Genomic DNA, 14,772 nt, shown 5'->3' on the forward strand with positions numbered 1-14,772 from the left:
CTAATGAGCCTGATATGCGATTTGTGCGCATACAGGGCTTGTATGCACTATGTGAAAGGGGGTAGAGGCTTGAACTACCTGAAAGAAATTAACGGCTTCATGCGGTGGCTTGAAACAACAGAACTAAAGCCAGCCACTCAAGCGCTGTGGTTTCACTTGATGGATATAAACAACAATTGCAGATGGAAAGAATGGTTCACAGTGTCCAACAGTCGTCTTTATTCGCGGTTAGGGGTTAGTGAAAATACCATGGATAAGCATCGAGACATTTTAATGAAGCATGGCCGGATTGAATACAAGCCTAAAGGTAAATCAGCGGGAAGTTATCGCATCGTAAGTCTTGAGAATAAAGCAAGCATTGCCCCTGTACCTGATGAAGAACCTGAAAAGCCAAAAGAAGAAAAACCAACACGACAGGAGGACAAGCCAATGAACCCAAACCCATTTGAATTTTATGAAAGTCACTTCGGTGGCACGTTAAACAGCTTTGTTAGTCAACAAATTGGTGACCTGATAGACGATTTTGGAGAAGAAAACGTGATTAAAGCAATGGAAATCACTTTGAAAAATGGCGTTCAGAACATCAAATATGTTCAGCGGGTCCTTTCAAATCAGCGAGCACAAGAAGGAGTGAAGAAAGATGCAGAGTATGGGCGATACCTTAAAGTCGTTGGAGAAAGCAAATCCAGCACTAGCGAAGAGACTGAGAGACTCCAAGAAATTGCAAGAAGAAAAGGTCTATCCGGTCAGGTACGAGACACTCACTGTGATTTCTGAACAACATTGCATGTATGGAAAATGCGATGGATCAGGGTTGATATGGATTATTGATCATGAAGAAAACAAAGAATTTATGGAAGAGTGTCCATGCAAAGAAGTGAAAAAGCTCTCAAATAGGCTTATGAGTGCAAGACTTCCAGAAGAGTTCAAAGACGCTTCTCTAAACTCTTTTGATATTAATGTTTATGACAAACCCGAATCAAAAGAGCGAGCAGCCAACGCGAAAAGGGTTGCTAAAAACTACGTTTTGAAATTTGAAAAGATGCGGGAGTTAGGAAAAGGCTTGTATTTCTTTAGTGAAGAGAAAGGAAGCGGAAAAACAAGGCTTGCTGCTAGTATTCTTCACGCAATAACAAAGGTCTACGACAAAAAAGAAGAAAAGCCACTCAAAATCATCTATTCGTCTACAGCTGACCTGATCGGAGAAATAAAAAGCACGTTTGATAGTGAATCGAAGGTGAAAAGCACCGACATTATGGATGCTGTCAAGACAGCTGATCTTGTTGTCCTAGATGATATTGGAGTGGAAAATGTAACAAAATTTGTGGAAGAAACATTCACCCGTATTCTTGATTATCGACTTCAATACAAGAAGCCTACGATCATTACAAGCAATTTAAGTATAGATGATCTTGACACAATCTATAAAAGTGGTCGGATCAGTAGCAGGGTAGAAAAAATGGCTTTTCCTGTGATTATGCCAGATGAAAAGATTCGTAAAAAAAAGGCCCAAGAGGAAAACGAAAAACTGCTTTTGGAATTATACGAGTAAAGGAGAATGTCGGATGTGCAACACATGCAATGGCGAGAAAGTCGTCATAAACGAAAATACTTTCATGGCGGGCTTCTTCCCTTGTCCTGAATGTAACACCACAGGACGTAAGCAGAGCCTAAAGCCAGTCATCGAAATGTTAGATCAAATGCTGGCTAAAGCGGAAGCGCTGGAAGGAAAGACAGCATGAGGACGATGGCTGCCTTAATCACTATCGCTTTCACAGCATCATCAAGAGAAAGGAAGCTCCTGCAATGGCTGCGGGATGACGGGAGGTAGCACCAAACAAAAGCAATGAACCCTAGTATCACTGAACTACTGAAACGAACCAACCTAAACGAATTAGAAAAAGAAAAACTCGTTGCCGAACTGAAAAAGCACTTCCAGCAACGGAAAGCGAGGATCAACAAAACATGTCCAATAAATACGGCGCACGCAAAACGGTAGTAGACGGCATCACCTTCGACAGCAAGGCAGAAGCCAAATACTATCAGCATCTTAAATGGCTCAAGCAAGCCAAGCAGATAAAAGATTTTTCATTACAGCCACGCTTCGAGCTTCAAGAAGCATTCAAAAAGAACGACAAGACTTTTCGGAAGATTGAATATATTGCAGACTTCGAGATCACTAAACTCGATGGAGCGAAAGAAGTAATCGACATTAAAGGCATGGAAACGAAAGAATTTGCAATCAAGCGAAAGCTTTATGAACGCAAATTTGATACGCCGTTAAAGGTTATTGCATTTGATCGGTCTCTAGGATTCATCGAACTGGATAAACTCAAAAAGCTGAAAAGGAAGGCGGGGAAACCAACTGTTAAACGTGGTAATAGCAGACGATCGTCCGTTGTGGGTAAGGCAGGAAGATAAGCTTATGGCCTGTATGACACGTTGTTCGCAGTTCAAACAATGCTCAAGCCGCTTTGGATCAGATTGCAAACGAATGGGTGGAGCGGAAATACCGAAGATTGGAGGGAGAAAACATGAGCGGAAAGCCTAACAACCCATATGCTGCGGGTCCAGTCATTGAGTGGAAGATGACTAAAGAAGAGCTAGAGGCATATCTAGCAAAACATCCTATCGTATATCGAGAAGAACTAAAACCGTCACCAACGTTCCAGATGGATAAATGGGCATAAAAAAACACCGAAGCCGCTGCTCCAGTGCTAATTAAATCTCACACTTTAATTATAACACATGGGGGCATGAAGCGGATGAAACCAACTGAAATAAAAGACTTTGATACAACCATTCAAAGCGCAATAGAACCCGGTAAGGTCCGCATAATCGTGATTGACGGCAACGAAGGTACTGCCCACATCACAGACGCACCTGAACACGGAAAAACAATCATTCAAACTGCTAAAGGTCACTTTGCGAGAGTTGACCATGAAATAGGATTCAAGATCAAATAATCGGAGGTTGAGAGATTATGAGTCTACCGAAGGAGCAAGAATGTCCATATTGCAATGCAACGGAAGACGATGCTTATGCCAATTGGAACGGAGAAGATAACGATGGCTGGGTTGAGTGTTCTTCTTGTGAAAAGAAATATTATGCAATGCCTCAATATCATTTCTTGGGCTTTGAAGTCGAAAAGAAATGCGAATCGTGCGGGGAACGTGAAAGTGAATGTTTTTGTGATGATGAGGAGGATGAGCTATGAGTCTGCCAAAACACGTTGAACTGTCGCAGGCGGTCAAAGCCTGCAAAAACAAAGCGATGACGATTGATGATGCAGCTGCTGAAATTAGAGTGCCTGACTATGTGGTGCCGATGCTGGTACGAAAAAACGATGATCTTGTTATAGAGGGCAATGTCGTCATGGCTAAAAGGGAATCAAACGGGCCTGTTATCTTAATGCTACTTGGTTTCATGGCTGTCATTGTTATTGCTGGATTACTTGGAAATTAAACGCCTAGTGGCTTAGGAGGAAACGGAAAATGCCAAAACCTGAACAGCTTAAACGCATGAATGATATAAACGAGCTGATTAAGCTCATAGCAAGCATAGACAGACGTACTTTCTACTGTAAATCAAAGAATCGGATAGCGCATTTCAGATTTAAGAAAAAATTGTTCTTTGTGGATGATTACACAGGCGATGATGTTTACCCGTATGAATTAGGGCACGGTCGAGCAAGAGGATTCTCACATGGAGGGAACATGTGGCAGCTGGTCAACAGTTTTCGTGAATTTATCATTACTGGTCGATATGGCGATCTCAGAGACTATAAAGAAATTTGGGCTTATAGTCGTGAAGGCTGTCAAAAGATTCGCCAAAAGGCAAAGGAAATCGGATTTATTGAAACGGTTGATTATCCATACAGTTTCAGAGAATGGGAGAAAGCAAACTAACAGCCTAGCGGCTTAGGAGGAATGAACGTGAAAATAGGTAGAATGTCAACATATGAAAGTGAACCGTGTGTATTTTGCAATAGAAAAACTACCAGTTTTAAAATCTATGAACAATCAAATATGCAATTAAGAATACCTCTTTGCGATACAGATGAAAGAACATGCTTTGACAAAGTGGATGTTAAAGATACAACAACATTCTAAAAGTTATAAAAAAGGATATTCGGGAGGACGCGAAATGAATCTTGAAAAAATGTTTAAGATGCAGGCGGAGTTAGACCGCCGAATCATCCGAGAAAAAGGGCTGGAAGGGCAAGACCTTCTTCCCGGCCTTATCTTGGCTTTGCAGGTGGAACTAGCAGAATGCGCTAACGAGTGGCGCGGCTTTAAGTTCTGGAGCAATGACCAGCAGCCATGCACAGAAAAAGAGATAGAGTGTTCTCTTTGTAAAGGCACTGGCGATATGAATTACGAAAGGGTCGCAGAGGACGCAGAGGGTTTTGGTGGGCATGAATATATCAAATGTGAAGAATGCAACGGAACTGGAACGACAGGCACGAAAAACCCACTCTTAGAAGAATACGTGGACTGCTTGCACTTTATCTTGAGTATTGGGAATCTCACTAAGTATTCAAAAAATAATGATATTAATGATCTAAAACGAAATACATTGGAAGCCAGCGGAGTAAAAGCATTCCTAGAATTATTTAAAGAAATTACATTTTTTAACGAAGAGCGGAAAGTATCAAAGAATACTATTGGACTAACTCGCATCATGATCTATGAAAGAATATTTTGGAGATTTAACGAGCTTGGAAATGCCCTAGGCTTTACACCTGAACAAATAGAAAAAGCGTACATGGACAAGAACGCCGTCAATCACAAGCGGCAGCAGGAGGGATACTGAATGACGAGCGTAAAAACTGAATTAAATAGGCTCATAGAAATCACTGAGAAAGTATCACCTAAAGTATTTATTAATCACAATAATGAATTGATCTTAGTTCCAACCAAAAATATTTATTTTAGATTAGAGGATGTTAAAACAGACCTTGATTTAAAATGTAAGGTTTTAGCTTGGCTATCTCGACCAAGTTGCAAAGGAGTAAGTCACTACTGGCAAAAGAGAGTGCTTCAAATATTCAACGGATTTTTAGGGACTAACTTCTCTAAAGAAGAAATGGACAAGGTTTATACTCACTTGGGAAATGATGTTAATAGAGAATTGAGCATAAGTTTTGTTGAATCAGGTTATGACCTGTCGGTATTGCCAAATGAACAACTAGCAAAGGAGCAAGCCTGATGAATATTGTCATCAGATATGTTTTCAAGCATCGTTTTTCAGGAAACATCGAGATCAGAAGATACTCAATCAGGCAACTAGAAGAGCGGTCAGCACAAAAGCTGTCGCCATGCTTCAATGAGACCGATTACGAAATGATTGCACGGAACTTGTTTACTGGATTGAAAGATAAGAACGGCGTTGAGATTTATGATGGAGATACTGTCCGTTTAATAAATGAATCAGGATTTACATCTTTAGGAGAAGTACAGTTTAGCGATGGTTGTTTCGAAGTTAAATTTCAATGTGGTTTAGCAGTATTTAATGGAGCGCGTCATCAATACACGAAATACCAAGACTACGTGAAAGTATTTGCTGCTAATCACGCGATTGAGGTTGTCGGAAACATCTATCAAAATCCCGATCTTCTAAAGGAGGAAGCACGATGAAATTAAATAAACCATTAAAACTATCAAATTTACCACATCATATCGAGGTTGGTAACGAAGAAACGCATGATATTTACATGGTAGCCGAGCTTATTGATGAGATTAGAGACGGTGAAACCTCTCCTGAAGGTAACTGGTTCCTGATTAAAAGAAGACGCTGGGAACCCAATGCAAGCACCATGATTGAAAGGTATTTAGATGCTGAGCAGGATGAGATGTATGAAGATTGGGATGAACGCGCCAACGATTGTTTTACAAAAGAAGTCGTTGAAAAAATTCAAGAAGTCTTAAATCATGCTTTCAGAAGTGATTATGCAACATCCTATTGGACGTATGAGCAACGTGTAGAGATCGACATTTTTCCACAGTTGAAGGAGGAAGCACAATGAACGAAAACAACCCGATTATATCATCTGTAATTACAAAGCTGCACAAGCAGCAGGAAAAAGGCCTGAATAAGTACGGGGTTTTTGTCAAAACTTCTTCCCACGACTTAAAAGGATGGTTACAGCACGGACTTGAAGAAACGTTGGATCTGGCAACATACCTTGAAACGGCAATTCAGTTGCTGAAGGAACAAGAACAGGCTTTTCAAGCTCGTTATGATCATCATATCTCACAAAAATACGAAGCAATGGCAGGTTTTTATGATGGGTGGAGCAGTAGCGCAGATGCTAGAAATCACCACGCATTGAGCGCAAGCCTTGTTTATCAAGACGCTTTGACAGCGGGCTTTAAATTGAAAACGGAGGGTGAATGATATGAGGAAGGGGAAAACTATGGCTCATCTATTAATTATATTAGCTATTATTCTGGTGACACAGCTTTTATATGCACCATTTGCGAAAGCTGATTGGTCTAACTGGCAAAGAGGCGGATATGGTCATCAAGCGCGAGTCTTTACGGATGATACCAATTACTATAAGGATGCCTCCACTGTCGACTGGAGAACGGAAAAGAAAGGATCGAGCACGCTATACTACACCGCTGGCGTTTACAAAAAGAGAAGCGGTGGCGGCTTAACAGATACGAACCTTGTACAAAGGGGCAGCTTCAAAGCGGCCACGCCTCTAAAGTCGTTTAGCGTGAGTGAAATCCGTAAGCGTACCGGCAGAGGAACATACGTGATCCAGCTGGACTGCTACACGGATTCAGCAAAGACAAAATACATCGGGACGTTTGAATCCGTTAAATTCAATATTCGATAGGAGGTAACGGAATGAAATTCATGGAATTAACTAAACCCAACGATGAAAAAGTTACAGTTAATTTTAATGCAATATTGAGCTTTGGAGTTAATCCACAGGATGAAACTGGATGTCGAATTGCTGCTGATGGTATCCATTTCATAAATGTTGTGGAGAGTTATGATTATGTGAAACAAATGATAAGAAGATTGGGTAACGATCCTTTATAGAAAATGGATGGTTGTCGTTGATTTTGAGAGATTAACTAAATAAGTCCAAGACGGAGAGCCTGCGGACACTGATCACCACCTTTTACGGGTGCTGGTTGGTGTCCGTTTTTTATTTGTCTGAACGGAGGATGAACATGAAGAAGGAGAAACCAAAAAAACAGCCGCAGAAGCTCACTGACAGAGATTTAAGAGAGCTGATGGGGCAAAACATGCAGAGACTGAGAAGAGCTAAAGGCGGGGCGTACAAGCGTAAATAGGAGGAAACCATGAACGAATTGATTCTTGAGTATAAACGAGCGTTAAAAGATACAAAAAGAAGATATGAGCAGCTGGAAGAAACTGATCCAAACCGCAAGATTTTCAGTGCCATGATAAGTGACCTTGAATACGTGGTGAAATGGTTGTCCACTGGCAGGCAGCCGGAAGCAAAACGAGCGATTGACCGAAGATCCGTTTATCAACGCACTGTGTTTGCTTCACCAGAAGTACTTGAGGCTTTAGCGAATCAATACCAGTTAAAGAGAGAAACACGCACAGTAAATGATGAAGATAAAAGATTAATCGAGGACGTTTTATCTGCACTGACAGAGAAGGAGAGAGAGATTTATATAACCGTTGTTGGTCATAACCTATCTTTCAGCAAATGTGCAGCTCTGCATGGCATAGCAAAAGGGTCTGTACAAAAACACATAGAGAGAGCAAGAAAGAAGATTGCTATTCAACTAGATTTAATACGATCGAAGGGAGCATGAACCATGAACAAAAAAGAGATTGAAGGACTCATTCGCAATTATCCATGGATGGCGAAAGAGGTTCAACGGCTCCAGCGTGTTATATATGGCGCTGACATCCCTATGCGAAGTTGGGGGGTTGCTCAATATGGTATCGAGGCAATTCTTCCGAAGGGGAGCAAAGGAAAAAGCCAAGCTGAATTGCGTGATATGGATATGAGGGAAGAAAGGCTTTATAAGCGGCTTTGTAAGTTTGAAGAGCGTGTGTACGCAATAGAAACAGCAGCAAGCAAAATCGAAGGAGAGAAAAACAGAGTGGTTTATGACTGCATGATGGAAGGTATGAGTTATCGAGCCATTGGACTGCACTTGGGGCTGTCTCGTGAGAAGGTGCGTCAGATGAAAGATAATATCATCGACCAATTATGCCAATATTGCCACTTTGTGCACTTGTTGAAAGACGAAAAATCCGTAGTGTAAAATGGAAGGCAGGACGGGTAGGCGTAATTTCCCGTGTCTCCACAAATTAATATATTTTCACTTGCTCTTGCGAGCTTGGGATTCGTTCGACAAATTTTGCGAATAGTTCCATGTGCTTACTTTCTGCCGATATATAAAGGTAGGAGGTGAGAACATGACAACATTTACAATTACATTTGAATTAGTAACAGGTAAAGAAGTATCAATGAGCTTTACACTTCAATCAACCAGAGACCTGTATGATGTGTTGAATGAGCAATGGGTGGGTACAACGGAAGAGAAAGTAAACATGAATCATGTAACACATTATGTAATCAAATAAAGGGCAAGAAGCACCTATAAACAAGGTGCTTTTTTTGTTCCCTGTAAACTGCTTCCGGTGAATAATCTCTACATGAAGTATCGGCTTAAAGGTAGAGTGCGGCGGCAGTTTAGAGTGAACAAATTAAAGGAGTGGATGATATGACAACTGAACCGCCTTTAGGTGTTATTCCTAAGTGGCTACATGATGAACGTAGAACAGAAGATATAGCAGCAGCTATCGAACGAAGAATATCAGCAAGGTCAGAAATTCCCCTTGAGTGGTTTGAAGAGTACAACAACCTCATCAAGCACCAAGTGAAGAAATAAAGATCCCGAAACAAACACGAATCAGAAGGAGGCGGCAGGTGAATGTAAATGGAATCCAAGCACATTCAGGCGGAGAAAGATTACGTCAAAGGTATGAAATACAAGGACCTTGCCGAGAAATACGGGGTGTCGATCAACACCATAAAATCATGGAAAAAGCGGCATGGTTGGGAAAGAAAAAAGGGTGCACCCAAAAGAAAAAGTGTGCACACAAAAAAGGGTGGTCAACCCGGTAACGTTAATGCGTTAGGTAATAGCGGGGGAGCAGCACCAATACGAAACCAAAATGCAAAGACTCACGGCTTTTATTCAAAGCACATGCCAGCTGAAGCGTTTGAGATCATGCAGGACATACAGGAGTTTTCACCTGTTGACCTGTTGTGGGAACAAATACAAATTCAGTTCACCGCGATTGTGCGGGCGCAGAAGATCATGTTCGTTGAAAGCAAAGACGAAATGATCAAAGAGTTGAAAAAGAAAAAATCAGTCGTTTCAGATTCAGCTGATATTGAAGAAGAAGAATACGAATTTCAGTTTGCTTGGGATCGTCATGCTACTTTTTTGAATGCTCAATCTAGGGCAATGTCTGAGCTTAGAGGCTTGATAAAGCAGTTTGACAACATAGCCCATGAGACAGACGAAAGACGGCTTAAACTGGAGCAGATGCGCTTGAACATTGATAAAACAAAAGCCGAAGTCGAGAAAATGGAATTAGGTGACGTTGCTCCGGTTTACATTGTTGATGATATAGGTGATGACGATGATTAAAGTATCGGAAGTGCTGGCACCTGCATTTCGTGAGTTTTGGAGATACAGAAGAGCCAAAGAGCATCTTCATTACGTACTAAAGGGCGGCCGCGCTTCTGGTAAATCGTTCAGCGTGGGCGTTGGTGTGGTAACAGATATTATCGAATACCCTGTTTCCGCTCTCGTGCTTCGTAAAGTCCAGAACACACTTGTTAAATCTGTTTTCGCACAGATAAAGCAAGCAACGGTAACGCTGGGTGTCTCTCATCTGTTCAAGTTTGTTCCTTCCAGGTTAGAAATCACATACAAGCCGAGAGGGAACAAGATATATTTTGCAGGTGCTGACGATCCTGAAAAGCTCAAATCAATTAAAGACGCTGATTTTCCAATCGGTGTCATGTGGATAGAAGAGCTTGCAGAATTTAAGTCAGATGAAGAAGTAAGCACCATCATGAACTCGGTGTTACGTGAAGAACTAACTCACAAAACAAAGCCAGACAACCCACGTAAACGAGCAGGGAAGTTTGATTATACGTTCTATTATACTTATAACCCGCCAAAGCGTAAGCAAAATTGGGTTAACAAGAAGTATGAAACGTCATTCCCTGCTGAGAACACGTATATTCATCATTCAACGTACCTAGACAACCCTCATCTATCAAAAGCGTTTATCAATGAGGCTGAGACAACTAAAGCCAAAAATGAAAAGAAATATAGATGGGAATATCTTGGTGAAGCAATCGGAACTGGCGTTGTTCCATTCGATAACCTTCATATCAAGAAAGGCAGCATAACTGATGAGATGGTCCGCTCCTTTGACAATATACGTCAAGGCGTTGACTTTGGTTATGGTCCAGATCCGCTCGCTTTCGTCAGATGGCACTATGATAAGAAGCGAAGCAAAATATATGCACTTGCTGAATTATATGATCACAAGGTTTCAAATAGAGAGCTGGCGAAGTGGATTAAATCAAAAGGCTATGAAAGCAACGAGATCACAGCCGATAGTGCTGAACCAAAAAGCATTGACGAGCTGAAAAAGGAACACGGCATTAGGAGGGTTTCGGGAGCAAAGAAAGGCCCTGACTCGGTTCAATATGGTGAAGAATGGCTTGGTGATTTAGATGAAATAGTCATTGATCCATTGAGAACCCCAAATCTAGCCCGTGAATTTGAGAATATTGATTATCAAACAGATAAAGACGGCAACCCTAAACCACGCCTTGAGGATAAGGAAAATCACTCTATTGATGCGACTAGATACGCGTTTGAGCGCGATATGCAACAATCGGGGGTGAGGGTATTAACATGAAAAAGATCAGCTTTGAAACTGAAAAACCGAATGATTGGCGTAAAAAGAATCGTGTGCAGCTTAATGAAGATCAGAAAAACATAGTGGAATCATTGGAAAAAATGCTTGCTGATGCAAAAAGCGGAAAGATAAACAAAATGATTGCTGTTTCTGAGGTTGAACAAGATCAGTACGTTTTGGTTTATCGAGGTGCCACTTATCAAGAAGCATTGAATATGACACATACGCTAATGGATTACATGTTTGAACAATGGTATAGAGAGGAGGAATGACCATGTATCCAACATCGCCAACACATACAGAAGAGCTGATAAAAATTATCGAAGACAGCGCAGAAACATCCGACAAGCAGCCTGATACAACCATCCTACAAAAGATGATTGATAAACATGCTGTAGAGCGGGATCAGATGCTCGAAGGTGTCGCTTATTATCTTAACCAAGCGGACATCAAGAAGCGTAACCGCTATTTCTATGAGCACGGCACAAAAAAGGTTGATACGGAGAAGCCAAACAATCGAATTTCTCATAACTGGCATAAGCTGCTGGTTCAGCAAAAGGTTCAGTACCTTTTAGGTAAGCCGATTACTTTTAACGCAGAAGAAGAAAGGTTTCTTGAAGTTGTGAATGATTTTATAGACGAAGATTTTGATGACTGTATGCAGGAGCTTCTTAAAAACGCCAGTAACAAAGGCAAGGAATGGCTTCATCCATTTGTTGATGAAGAAGGTAACTTTGATTATCTTCGTATTCCAGCAGAGGAAGTCATACCAATTTATGATTCAACAAAAAAACGCAGCCTGCTTTATGCAATCCGTTACTATGATGTTAAAAACATTGATGATGAGATCACCCGCAAAGTGGAATTATACACTGATGAACAGATTTTCTACTATGTAGAGCGTAACGGATCTTTAGAATTAGACTTTGATTACAAAAACAACCCTGAAAGCCATTTCTACACTAAACAAGGGAAAGGGTATGGCTGGGGTAAGGTACCAATGATCGAGTTTAAGAACAATGAAGAGGGAGTCAGTGACCTTATCTTCTATAAAGACTTGATTGACCAATATAATAACAATATTTCAAATAACGCTAACACGTTTGATGAAATGCAAGACTTGATCTATGTCTTGAAAAACTTCGCAGGTCAAGACTTGAGCGAATTTACAACGAATCTTCGTCATTATAAAGCTGTGGAAGTGTCAGGGGATGGCGGTTTAGAAATGAAGAGTGCTGAAATCCCAATGGATAGCGCAAACTCACATCTGGACCGATTAGAAGAGAATATTTACCGCTTCGGACAGGGTGTAAACAACAATCCTGACAAAGTGGGAAATTCACCGACCAACGTTGCAATTAAAAATCTATATTCATTGCTTGATCTAAAGGCGAATGAAGCAGAGCGGAAGTTCCGGCCAGCTTTGAGCGCCTTTTTTTGGTTCTTCACTGAATATCTAAAAATGACAGGTCAAGGCGAATACGATCCCACGCTCTTACAGATGACATTTAACCGCTCTCGTATGACAAACGAGCTTGAGCAGGTTCAAATGGCGAATCAGAGCACAGATTTAAGCCGTGAAACACGCATTGCAAATCATCCGTGGGTTGATGATGTAGAAGCGGAAATGAAACGCATTGAAGCAGAGGAAACAGAATACAGAAACAGTATGCCACCGTTAACTAAGATTGAAACGGGCGGTGATGAAGATGAACCAGAACGAGATTGATAAACTGCTCGATGACATGATCACAGAGGATGCCAAGAAAATTGATGCTGTCTTTGCTAAGAGATTGAAAGAGATTAATCAGCAGATGGCCGCTCTTTTCGCTAAGTATGGGAAAGATGGTTCTCTTTCTATGGCGGATCTCAACAAATACAACCGCTTCAAAAAAGAAATGGAGCGGATGACAGAAGAATCAAGCAAAGCATTTAAAACGGTTCTTATCATTGTAGAGGCGCTGGCTGCCAAGCAGTTTCTTGAGAACTATATGCGATCTGCTTATCTCTACGAGATAGAAGCGGCCGCGAAAATGGGTTATACGTTGCCAACAACTGCAATGATTCAGCAAGCTATTCTAAATCCGATAGCTGAATTGACTCTTTCAGCCTTATATAAGCGTCACCGTGATGATTATGTCCGGCAGATTCAAATATCCATTGCTCAAGGCATTCAAGCGGGTGAGGATTATAGCAAAATAGCCAAGCGAATTGAGAAAAGCACAGAATTTGCGCGAAAAAAAGCCCGAGACGTAGCGAGAACAGAGACTCATAGGGTACAAGTCTTGGGGAGAATGGAAAGCGCTGAAAAGGCTTCTAAGCATGCAGGTTTAGAAAAGGTTTGGAATGCTACCCTTGATCTAAAAACGCGGGTAGGTCATAGAAAGCTAGATGGAAAGACCGCCAAAAACGGTTTGTTCGTTTCTATTTATGGCGGTGTCGGTCCTGCTCCCGGTCAAATGAACAACGCAAAGGATGATATAAACTGCCGCTGCACAATCTCATTTAAGGTGAATGGCAAAATGCCAGACACGAGAAGAGCGAGAAAGGGCGGTTCTGGAGCGGGCGAGGTCATTCCATACCAAACCTATGAAGAGTGGTACAAAACGATTAAAAAGGGTGATTAATATGATGAAGGATGATGAAATCAATTGGCATGAAAAAGCAATTGATGCAACAGGAAAACTATCAGCATATCTTCAAACAATCCAAAAAGAAATTGAGAGTATTCATATTATAGGCGATTTACATGATGCAAAAATTCGTGAGGCCAAACTTCCAAACATTTTTGATAACAAAAAGGGGAAATGATGATGGAAAATATCAAACATGCAGTATTACATCTAAAAAGTAGCGAGAAAGTGGTTTTAAGCGAGCATGTGAGTAAACAAATTTTGGTTGCCATGAAAAAAGACGCTCTTTCAGCTGAAAAAGGTTACATCAACGATTGTAATTGCAGTTTCCCTATCAGAGAAATTCAAAAAATAGAATGGATTAGGTAGTCATTATGAAATTGTTTTTTCTTTTGTCCTGAGCATGACATAAAAAGGCTCTTTTGCTCATTCTAAAGGCTTGGAGCCAAACTAAGCGTAAATCCTGTGCGTGAGGTGGACACGCAAAAAAACATCAAAGGAGAGGTTGAAATGAGTTTAAAAGAATTACTCGGTGACGATCTTTATGCTCAAGTAGTAGAAAAAGCTGGAGATCAAAAGATTGATATTGTTAGCAACGGTCAATGGTTTCCGAAAGAGCGGTTTGATGCTGTTAACAATGAAAAGAAGGAATTGAAAAGCCAGCTTGATGAGCGGGATCAGCAGTTAACCGATTTACAGAAGCAAGCAAAAGGAAATGAAGAGCTTCAAAACGCAATTGAGCAGCTGCAAGAAGAAAATAAAAAGGTGTCTGAGGAATACCAGCAAAAGCTGGAGAAACAAGCCTTTGAATTTGCTATTGAAAGTGCTTTACGTGATGCGAAGGCGCGGAACATTAAGTCTGTGAAAGCTAATTTAAACGTTGAAGAACTTAAATTGGCAGGCGATAAGATCATTGGTCTTGATGAGCAGTTAGCCGCTCTAAAAGAGAGTGACAGCTACCTATTCATTTCAGAGAATGACAGTTCTCCGGGTTTAGCGGGTAGGCAGCCGCATGGAACAGGAAATTCAGCGGCTAATTTGCCAACAGCTAAAAACCCATTCAGTCAGGACCATTTAAACCTAACTGAGCAAGGGAACATTTTAAGAAGTGATCCCGAACAAGCTAAAAAATTAATCATCCAAGCAGGCGGGAATCCTGCAATCTATGGATTATAAAGGAGAA

The 14,772-nt window shown here is 41.0% G+C and carries 29 protein-coding genes; all 29 read left to right on the plus strand.

Annotated features, from left to right (window positions below; translation table 11 throughout):
• Positions 1–69 precede the first annotated feature (69 nt).
• Entirely contained in the window at positions 70–777 is a 708-nt protein-coding gene (locus ACLGGR_RS16600; protein ID WP_410973481.1) for a DnaD domain protein, read from the plus strand.
• The gene (locus ACLGGR_RS16605; RefSeq protein ID WP_410973482.1) at positions 767–1,552 is read left to right on the plus strand and encodes an ATP-binding protein; all 786 of its coding nucleotides are present in this window, start codon (positions 767–769) and stop codon (positions 1,550–1,552) included. Before ACLGGR_RS16600 ends, ACLGGR_RS16605 begins: the two co-directional genes overlap by 11 nt.
• A 13-nt stretch (positions 1,553–1,565) precedes the next feature.
• Complete coding sequence (locus ACLGGR_RS16610; protein WP_410973483.1) at positions 1,566–1,742, plus strand: hypothetical protein; 177 nt, start codon at positions 1,566–1,568, stop codon at positions 1,740–1,742.
• 223 nt (positions 1,743–1,965) lie between these two features.
• Entirely contained in the window at positions 1,966–2,421 is a 456-nt protein-coding gene (locus tag ACLGGR_RS16615) for a DUF1064 domain-containing protein (RefSeq protein ID WP_410973484.1), read from the plus strand.
• A 113-nt stretch (positions 2,422–2,534) separates the two neighbouring features.
• Positions 2,535–2,690, plus strand: coding sequence for a hypothetical protein (locus tag ACLGGR_RS16620; protein WP_008348759.1), 156 nt, complete (start codon positions 2,535–2,537; stop codon positions 2,688–2,690).
• Positions 2,691–2,765: 75 nt separating this feature from the next.
• Entirely contained in the window at positions 2,766–2,966 is a 201-nt protein-coding gene (locus tag ACLGGR_RS16625) for an XtrA/YqaO family protein (RefSeq protein WP_231583272.1), read from the plus strand.
• 17 nt (positions 2,967–2,983) lie between these two features.
• Complete coding sequence (locus ACLGGR_RS16630; protein WP_144471350.1) at positions 2,984–3,217, plus strand: hypothetical protein; 234 nt, start codon at positions 2,984–2,986, stop codon at positions 3,215–3,217.
• Positions 3,214–3,465 (plus strand): hypothetical protein, encoded by a 252-nt coding sequence (locus tag ACLGGR_RS16635; RefSeq protein WP_410973485.1) that lies wholly within the window; start codon positions 3,214–3,216, stop codon positions 3,463–3,465. Before ACLGGR_RS16630 ends, ACLGGR_RS16635 begins: the two co-directional genes overlap by 4 nt.
• A 29-nt stretch (positions 3,466–3,494) precedes the next feature.
• Positions 3,495–3,908: a hypothetical protein gene (locus ACLGGR_RS16640; RefSeq protein ID WP_410973486.1), complete on the plus strand. Its 414-nt coding sequence runs from the start codon at positions 3,495–3,497 to the stop codon at positions 3,906–3,908.
• 238 nt (positions 3,909–4,146) lie between these two features.
• On the plus strand, positions 4,147–4,815 hold the full coding sequence (locus tag ACLGGR_RS16645; protein ID WP_410973487.1) for a dUTP diphosphatase: 669 nt from the start codon (positions 4,147–4,149) through the stop codon (positions 4,813–4,815).
• Positions 4,816–5,211 (plus strand): hypothetical protein, encoded by a 396-nt coding sequence (locus ACLGGR_RS16650; RefSeq protein ID WP_267527894.1) that lies wholly within the window; start codon positions 4,816–4,818, stop codon positions 5,209–5,211. It begins immediately after the preceding gene.
• On the plus strand, positions 5,211–5,639 hold the full coding sequence (locus ACLGGR_RS16655; RefSeq protein WP_410973488.1) for a YopX family protein: 429 nt from the start codon (positions 5,211–5,213) through the stop codon (positions 5,637–5,639). Before ACLGGR_RS16650 ends, ACLGGR_RS16655 begins: the two co-directional genes overlap by 1 nt.
• On the plus strand, positions 5,636–6,028 hold the full coding sequence (locus ACLGGR_RS16660; RefSeq protein WP_410973489.1) for a hypothetical protein: 393 nt from the start codon (positions 5,636–5,638) through the stop codon (positions 6,026–6,028). Before ACLGGR_RS16655 ends, ACLGGR_RS16660 begins: the two co-directional genes overlap by 4 nt.
• On the plus strand, positions 6,025–6,399 hold the full coding sequence (locus ACLGGR_RS16665) for a hypothetical protein (protein ID WP_410973490.1): 375 nt from the start codon (positions 6,025–6,027) through the stop codon (positions 6,397–6,399). The genes ACLGGR_RS16660 and ACLGGR_RS16665 overlap by 4 nt, the downstream gene beginning before the upstream one ends.
• A gap of 19 nt (positions 6,400–6,418) precedes the next feature.
• A complete protein-coding gene (locus ACLGGR_RS16670; RefSeq protein WP_410973491.1) occupies positions 6,419–6,847 on the plus strand; it encodes a hypothetical protein in 429 nt (142 codons plus the stop codon).
• Between the two features lie 11 nt (positions 6,848–6,858).
• On the plus strand, positions 6,859–7,056 hold the full coding sequence (locus tag ACLGGR_RS16675) for a hypothetical protein (RefSeq protein WP_350386398.1): 198 nt from the start codon (positions 6,859–6,861) through the stop codon (positions 7,054–7,056).
• 134 nt (positions 7,057–7,190) lie between these two features.
• Positions 7,191–7,313: a hypothetical protein gene (locus tag ACLGGR_RS16680; protein ID WP_255290940.1), complete on the plus strand. Its 123-nt coding sequence runs from the start codon at positions 7,191–7,193 to the stop codon at positions 7,311–7,313.
• Between the two features lie 9 nt (positions 7,314–7,322).
• Complete coding sequence (locus ACLGGR_RS16685) at positions 7,323–7,808, plus strand: sigma factor-like helix-turn-helix DNA-binding protein (protein ID WP_410973492.1); 486 nt, start codon at positions 7,323–7,325, stop codon at positions 7,806–7,808.
• Between the two features lie 3 nt (positions 7,809–7,811).
• A complete protein-coding gene (locus ACLGGR_RS16690; protein ID WP_410973493.1) occupies positions 7,812–8,267 on the plus strand; it encodes a sigma-70 family RNA polymerase sigma factor in 456 nt (151 codons plus the stop codon).
• 154 nt (positions 8,268–8,421) lie between these two features.
• Positions 8,422–8,589, plus strand: coding sequence for a hypothetical protein (locus ACLGGR_RS16695; protein WP_186312968.1), 168 nt, complete (start codon positions 8,422–8,424; stop codon positions 8,587–8,589).
• 140 nt (positions 8,590–8,729) lie between these two features.
• Positions 8,730–8,897 carry a hypothetical protein gene (locus ACLGGR_RS16700; RefSeq protein WP_165378732.1) on the plus strand — a complete coding sequence of 56 codons (168 nt, stop codon included), beginning with the start codon at positions 8,730–8,732 and terminating at the stop codon, positions 8,895–8,897.
• A 48-nt stretch (positions 8,898–8,945) separates the two neighbouring features.
• On the plus strand, positions 8,946–9,665 hold the full coding sequence (gene terS, locus ACLGGR_RS16705; RefSeq protein ID WP_409481927.1) for a phage terminase small subunit: 720 nt from the start codon (positions 8,946–8,948) through the stop codon (positions 9,663–9,665).
• On the plus strand, positions 9,652–10,956 hold the full coding sequence (locus tag ACLGGR_RS16710; protein WP_410973494.1) for a PBSX family phage terminase large subunit: 1,305 nt from the start codon (positions 9,652–9,654) through the stop codon (positions 10,954–10,956). The genes terS and ACLGGR_RS16710 overlap by 14 nt, the downstream gene beginning before the upstream one ends.
• A complete protein-coding gene (locus tag ACLGGR_RS16715) occupies positions 10,953–11,228 on the plus strand; it encodes a hypothetical protein (protein WP_144456825.1) in 276 nt (91 codons plus the stop codon). The genes ACLGGR_RS16710 and ACLGGR_RS16715 overlap by 4 nt, the downstream gene beginning before the upstream one ends.
• 2 nt (positions 11,229–11,230) lie before the next feature.
• On the plus strand, positions 11,231–12,685 hold the full coding sequence (locus ACLGGR_RS16720; protein ID WP_410973495.1) for a phage portal protein: 1,455 nt from the start codon (positions 11,231–11,233) through the stop codon (positions 12,683–12,685).
• Complete coding sequence (locus ACLGGR_RS16725; protein WP_410973496.1) at positions 12,666–13,583, plus strand: phage minor head protein; 918 nt, start codon at positions 12,666–12,668, stop codon at positions 13,581–13,583. The genes ACLGGR_RS16720 and ACLGGR_RS16725 overlap by 20 nt, the downstream gene beginning before the upstream one ends.
• A gap of 4 nt (positions 13,584–13,587) precedes the next feature.
• Entirely contained in the window at positions 13,588–13,767 is a 180-nt protein-coding gene (locus ACLGGR_RS16730; RefSeq protein WP_410973497.1) for a hypothetical protein, read from the plus strand.
• 2 nt (positions 13,768–13,769) lie between these two features.
• The gene (locus ACLGGR_RS16735; protein WP_410973498.1) at positions 13,770–13,958 is read left to right on the plus strand and encodes a hypothetical protein; all 189 of its coding nucleotides are present in this window, start codon (positions 13,770–13,772) and stop codon (positions 13,956–13,958) included.
• A 141-nt stretch (positions 13,959–14,099) separates the two neighbouring features.
• Positions 14,100–14,765: a phage scaffolding protein gene (locus tag ACLGGR_RS16740; protein ID WP_410973499.1), complete on the plus strand. Its 666-nt coding sequence runs from the start codon at positions 14,100–14,102 to the stop codon at positions 14,763–14,765.
• Positions 14,766–14,772: the final 7 nt, after the last annotated feature.

Origin of the sequence: Bacillus sp. BD48 (assembly GCF_046566805.1) — a bacterium.
Classification (GTDB): domain Bacteria; phylum Bacillota; class Bacilli; order Bacillales; family Bacillaceae; genus Bacillus; species Bacillus safensis.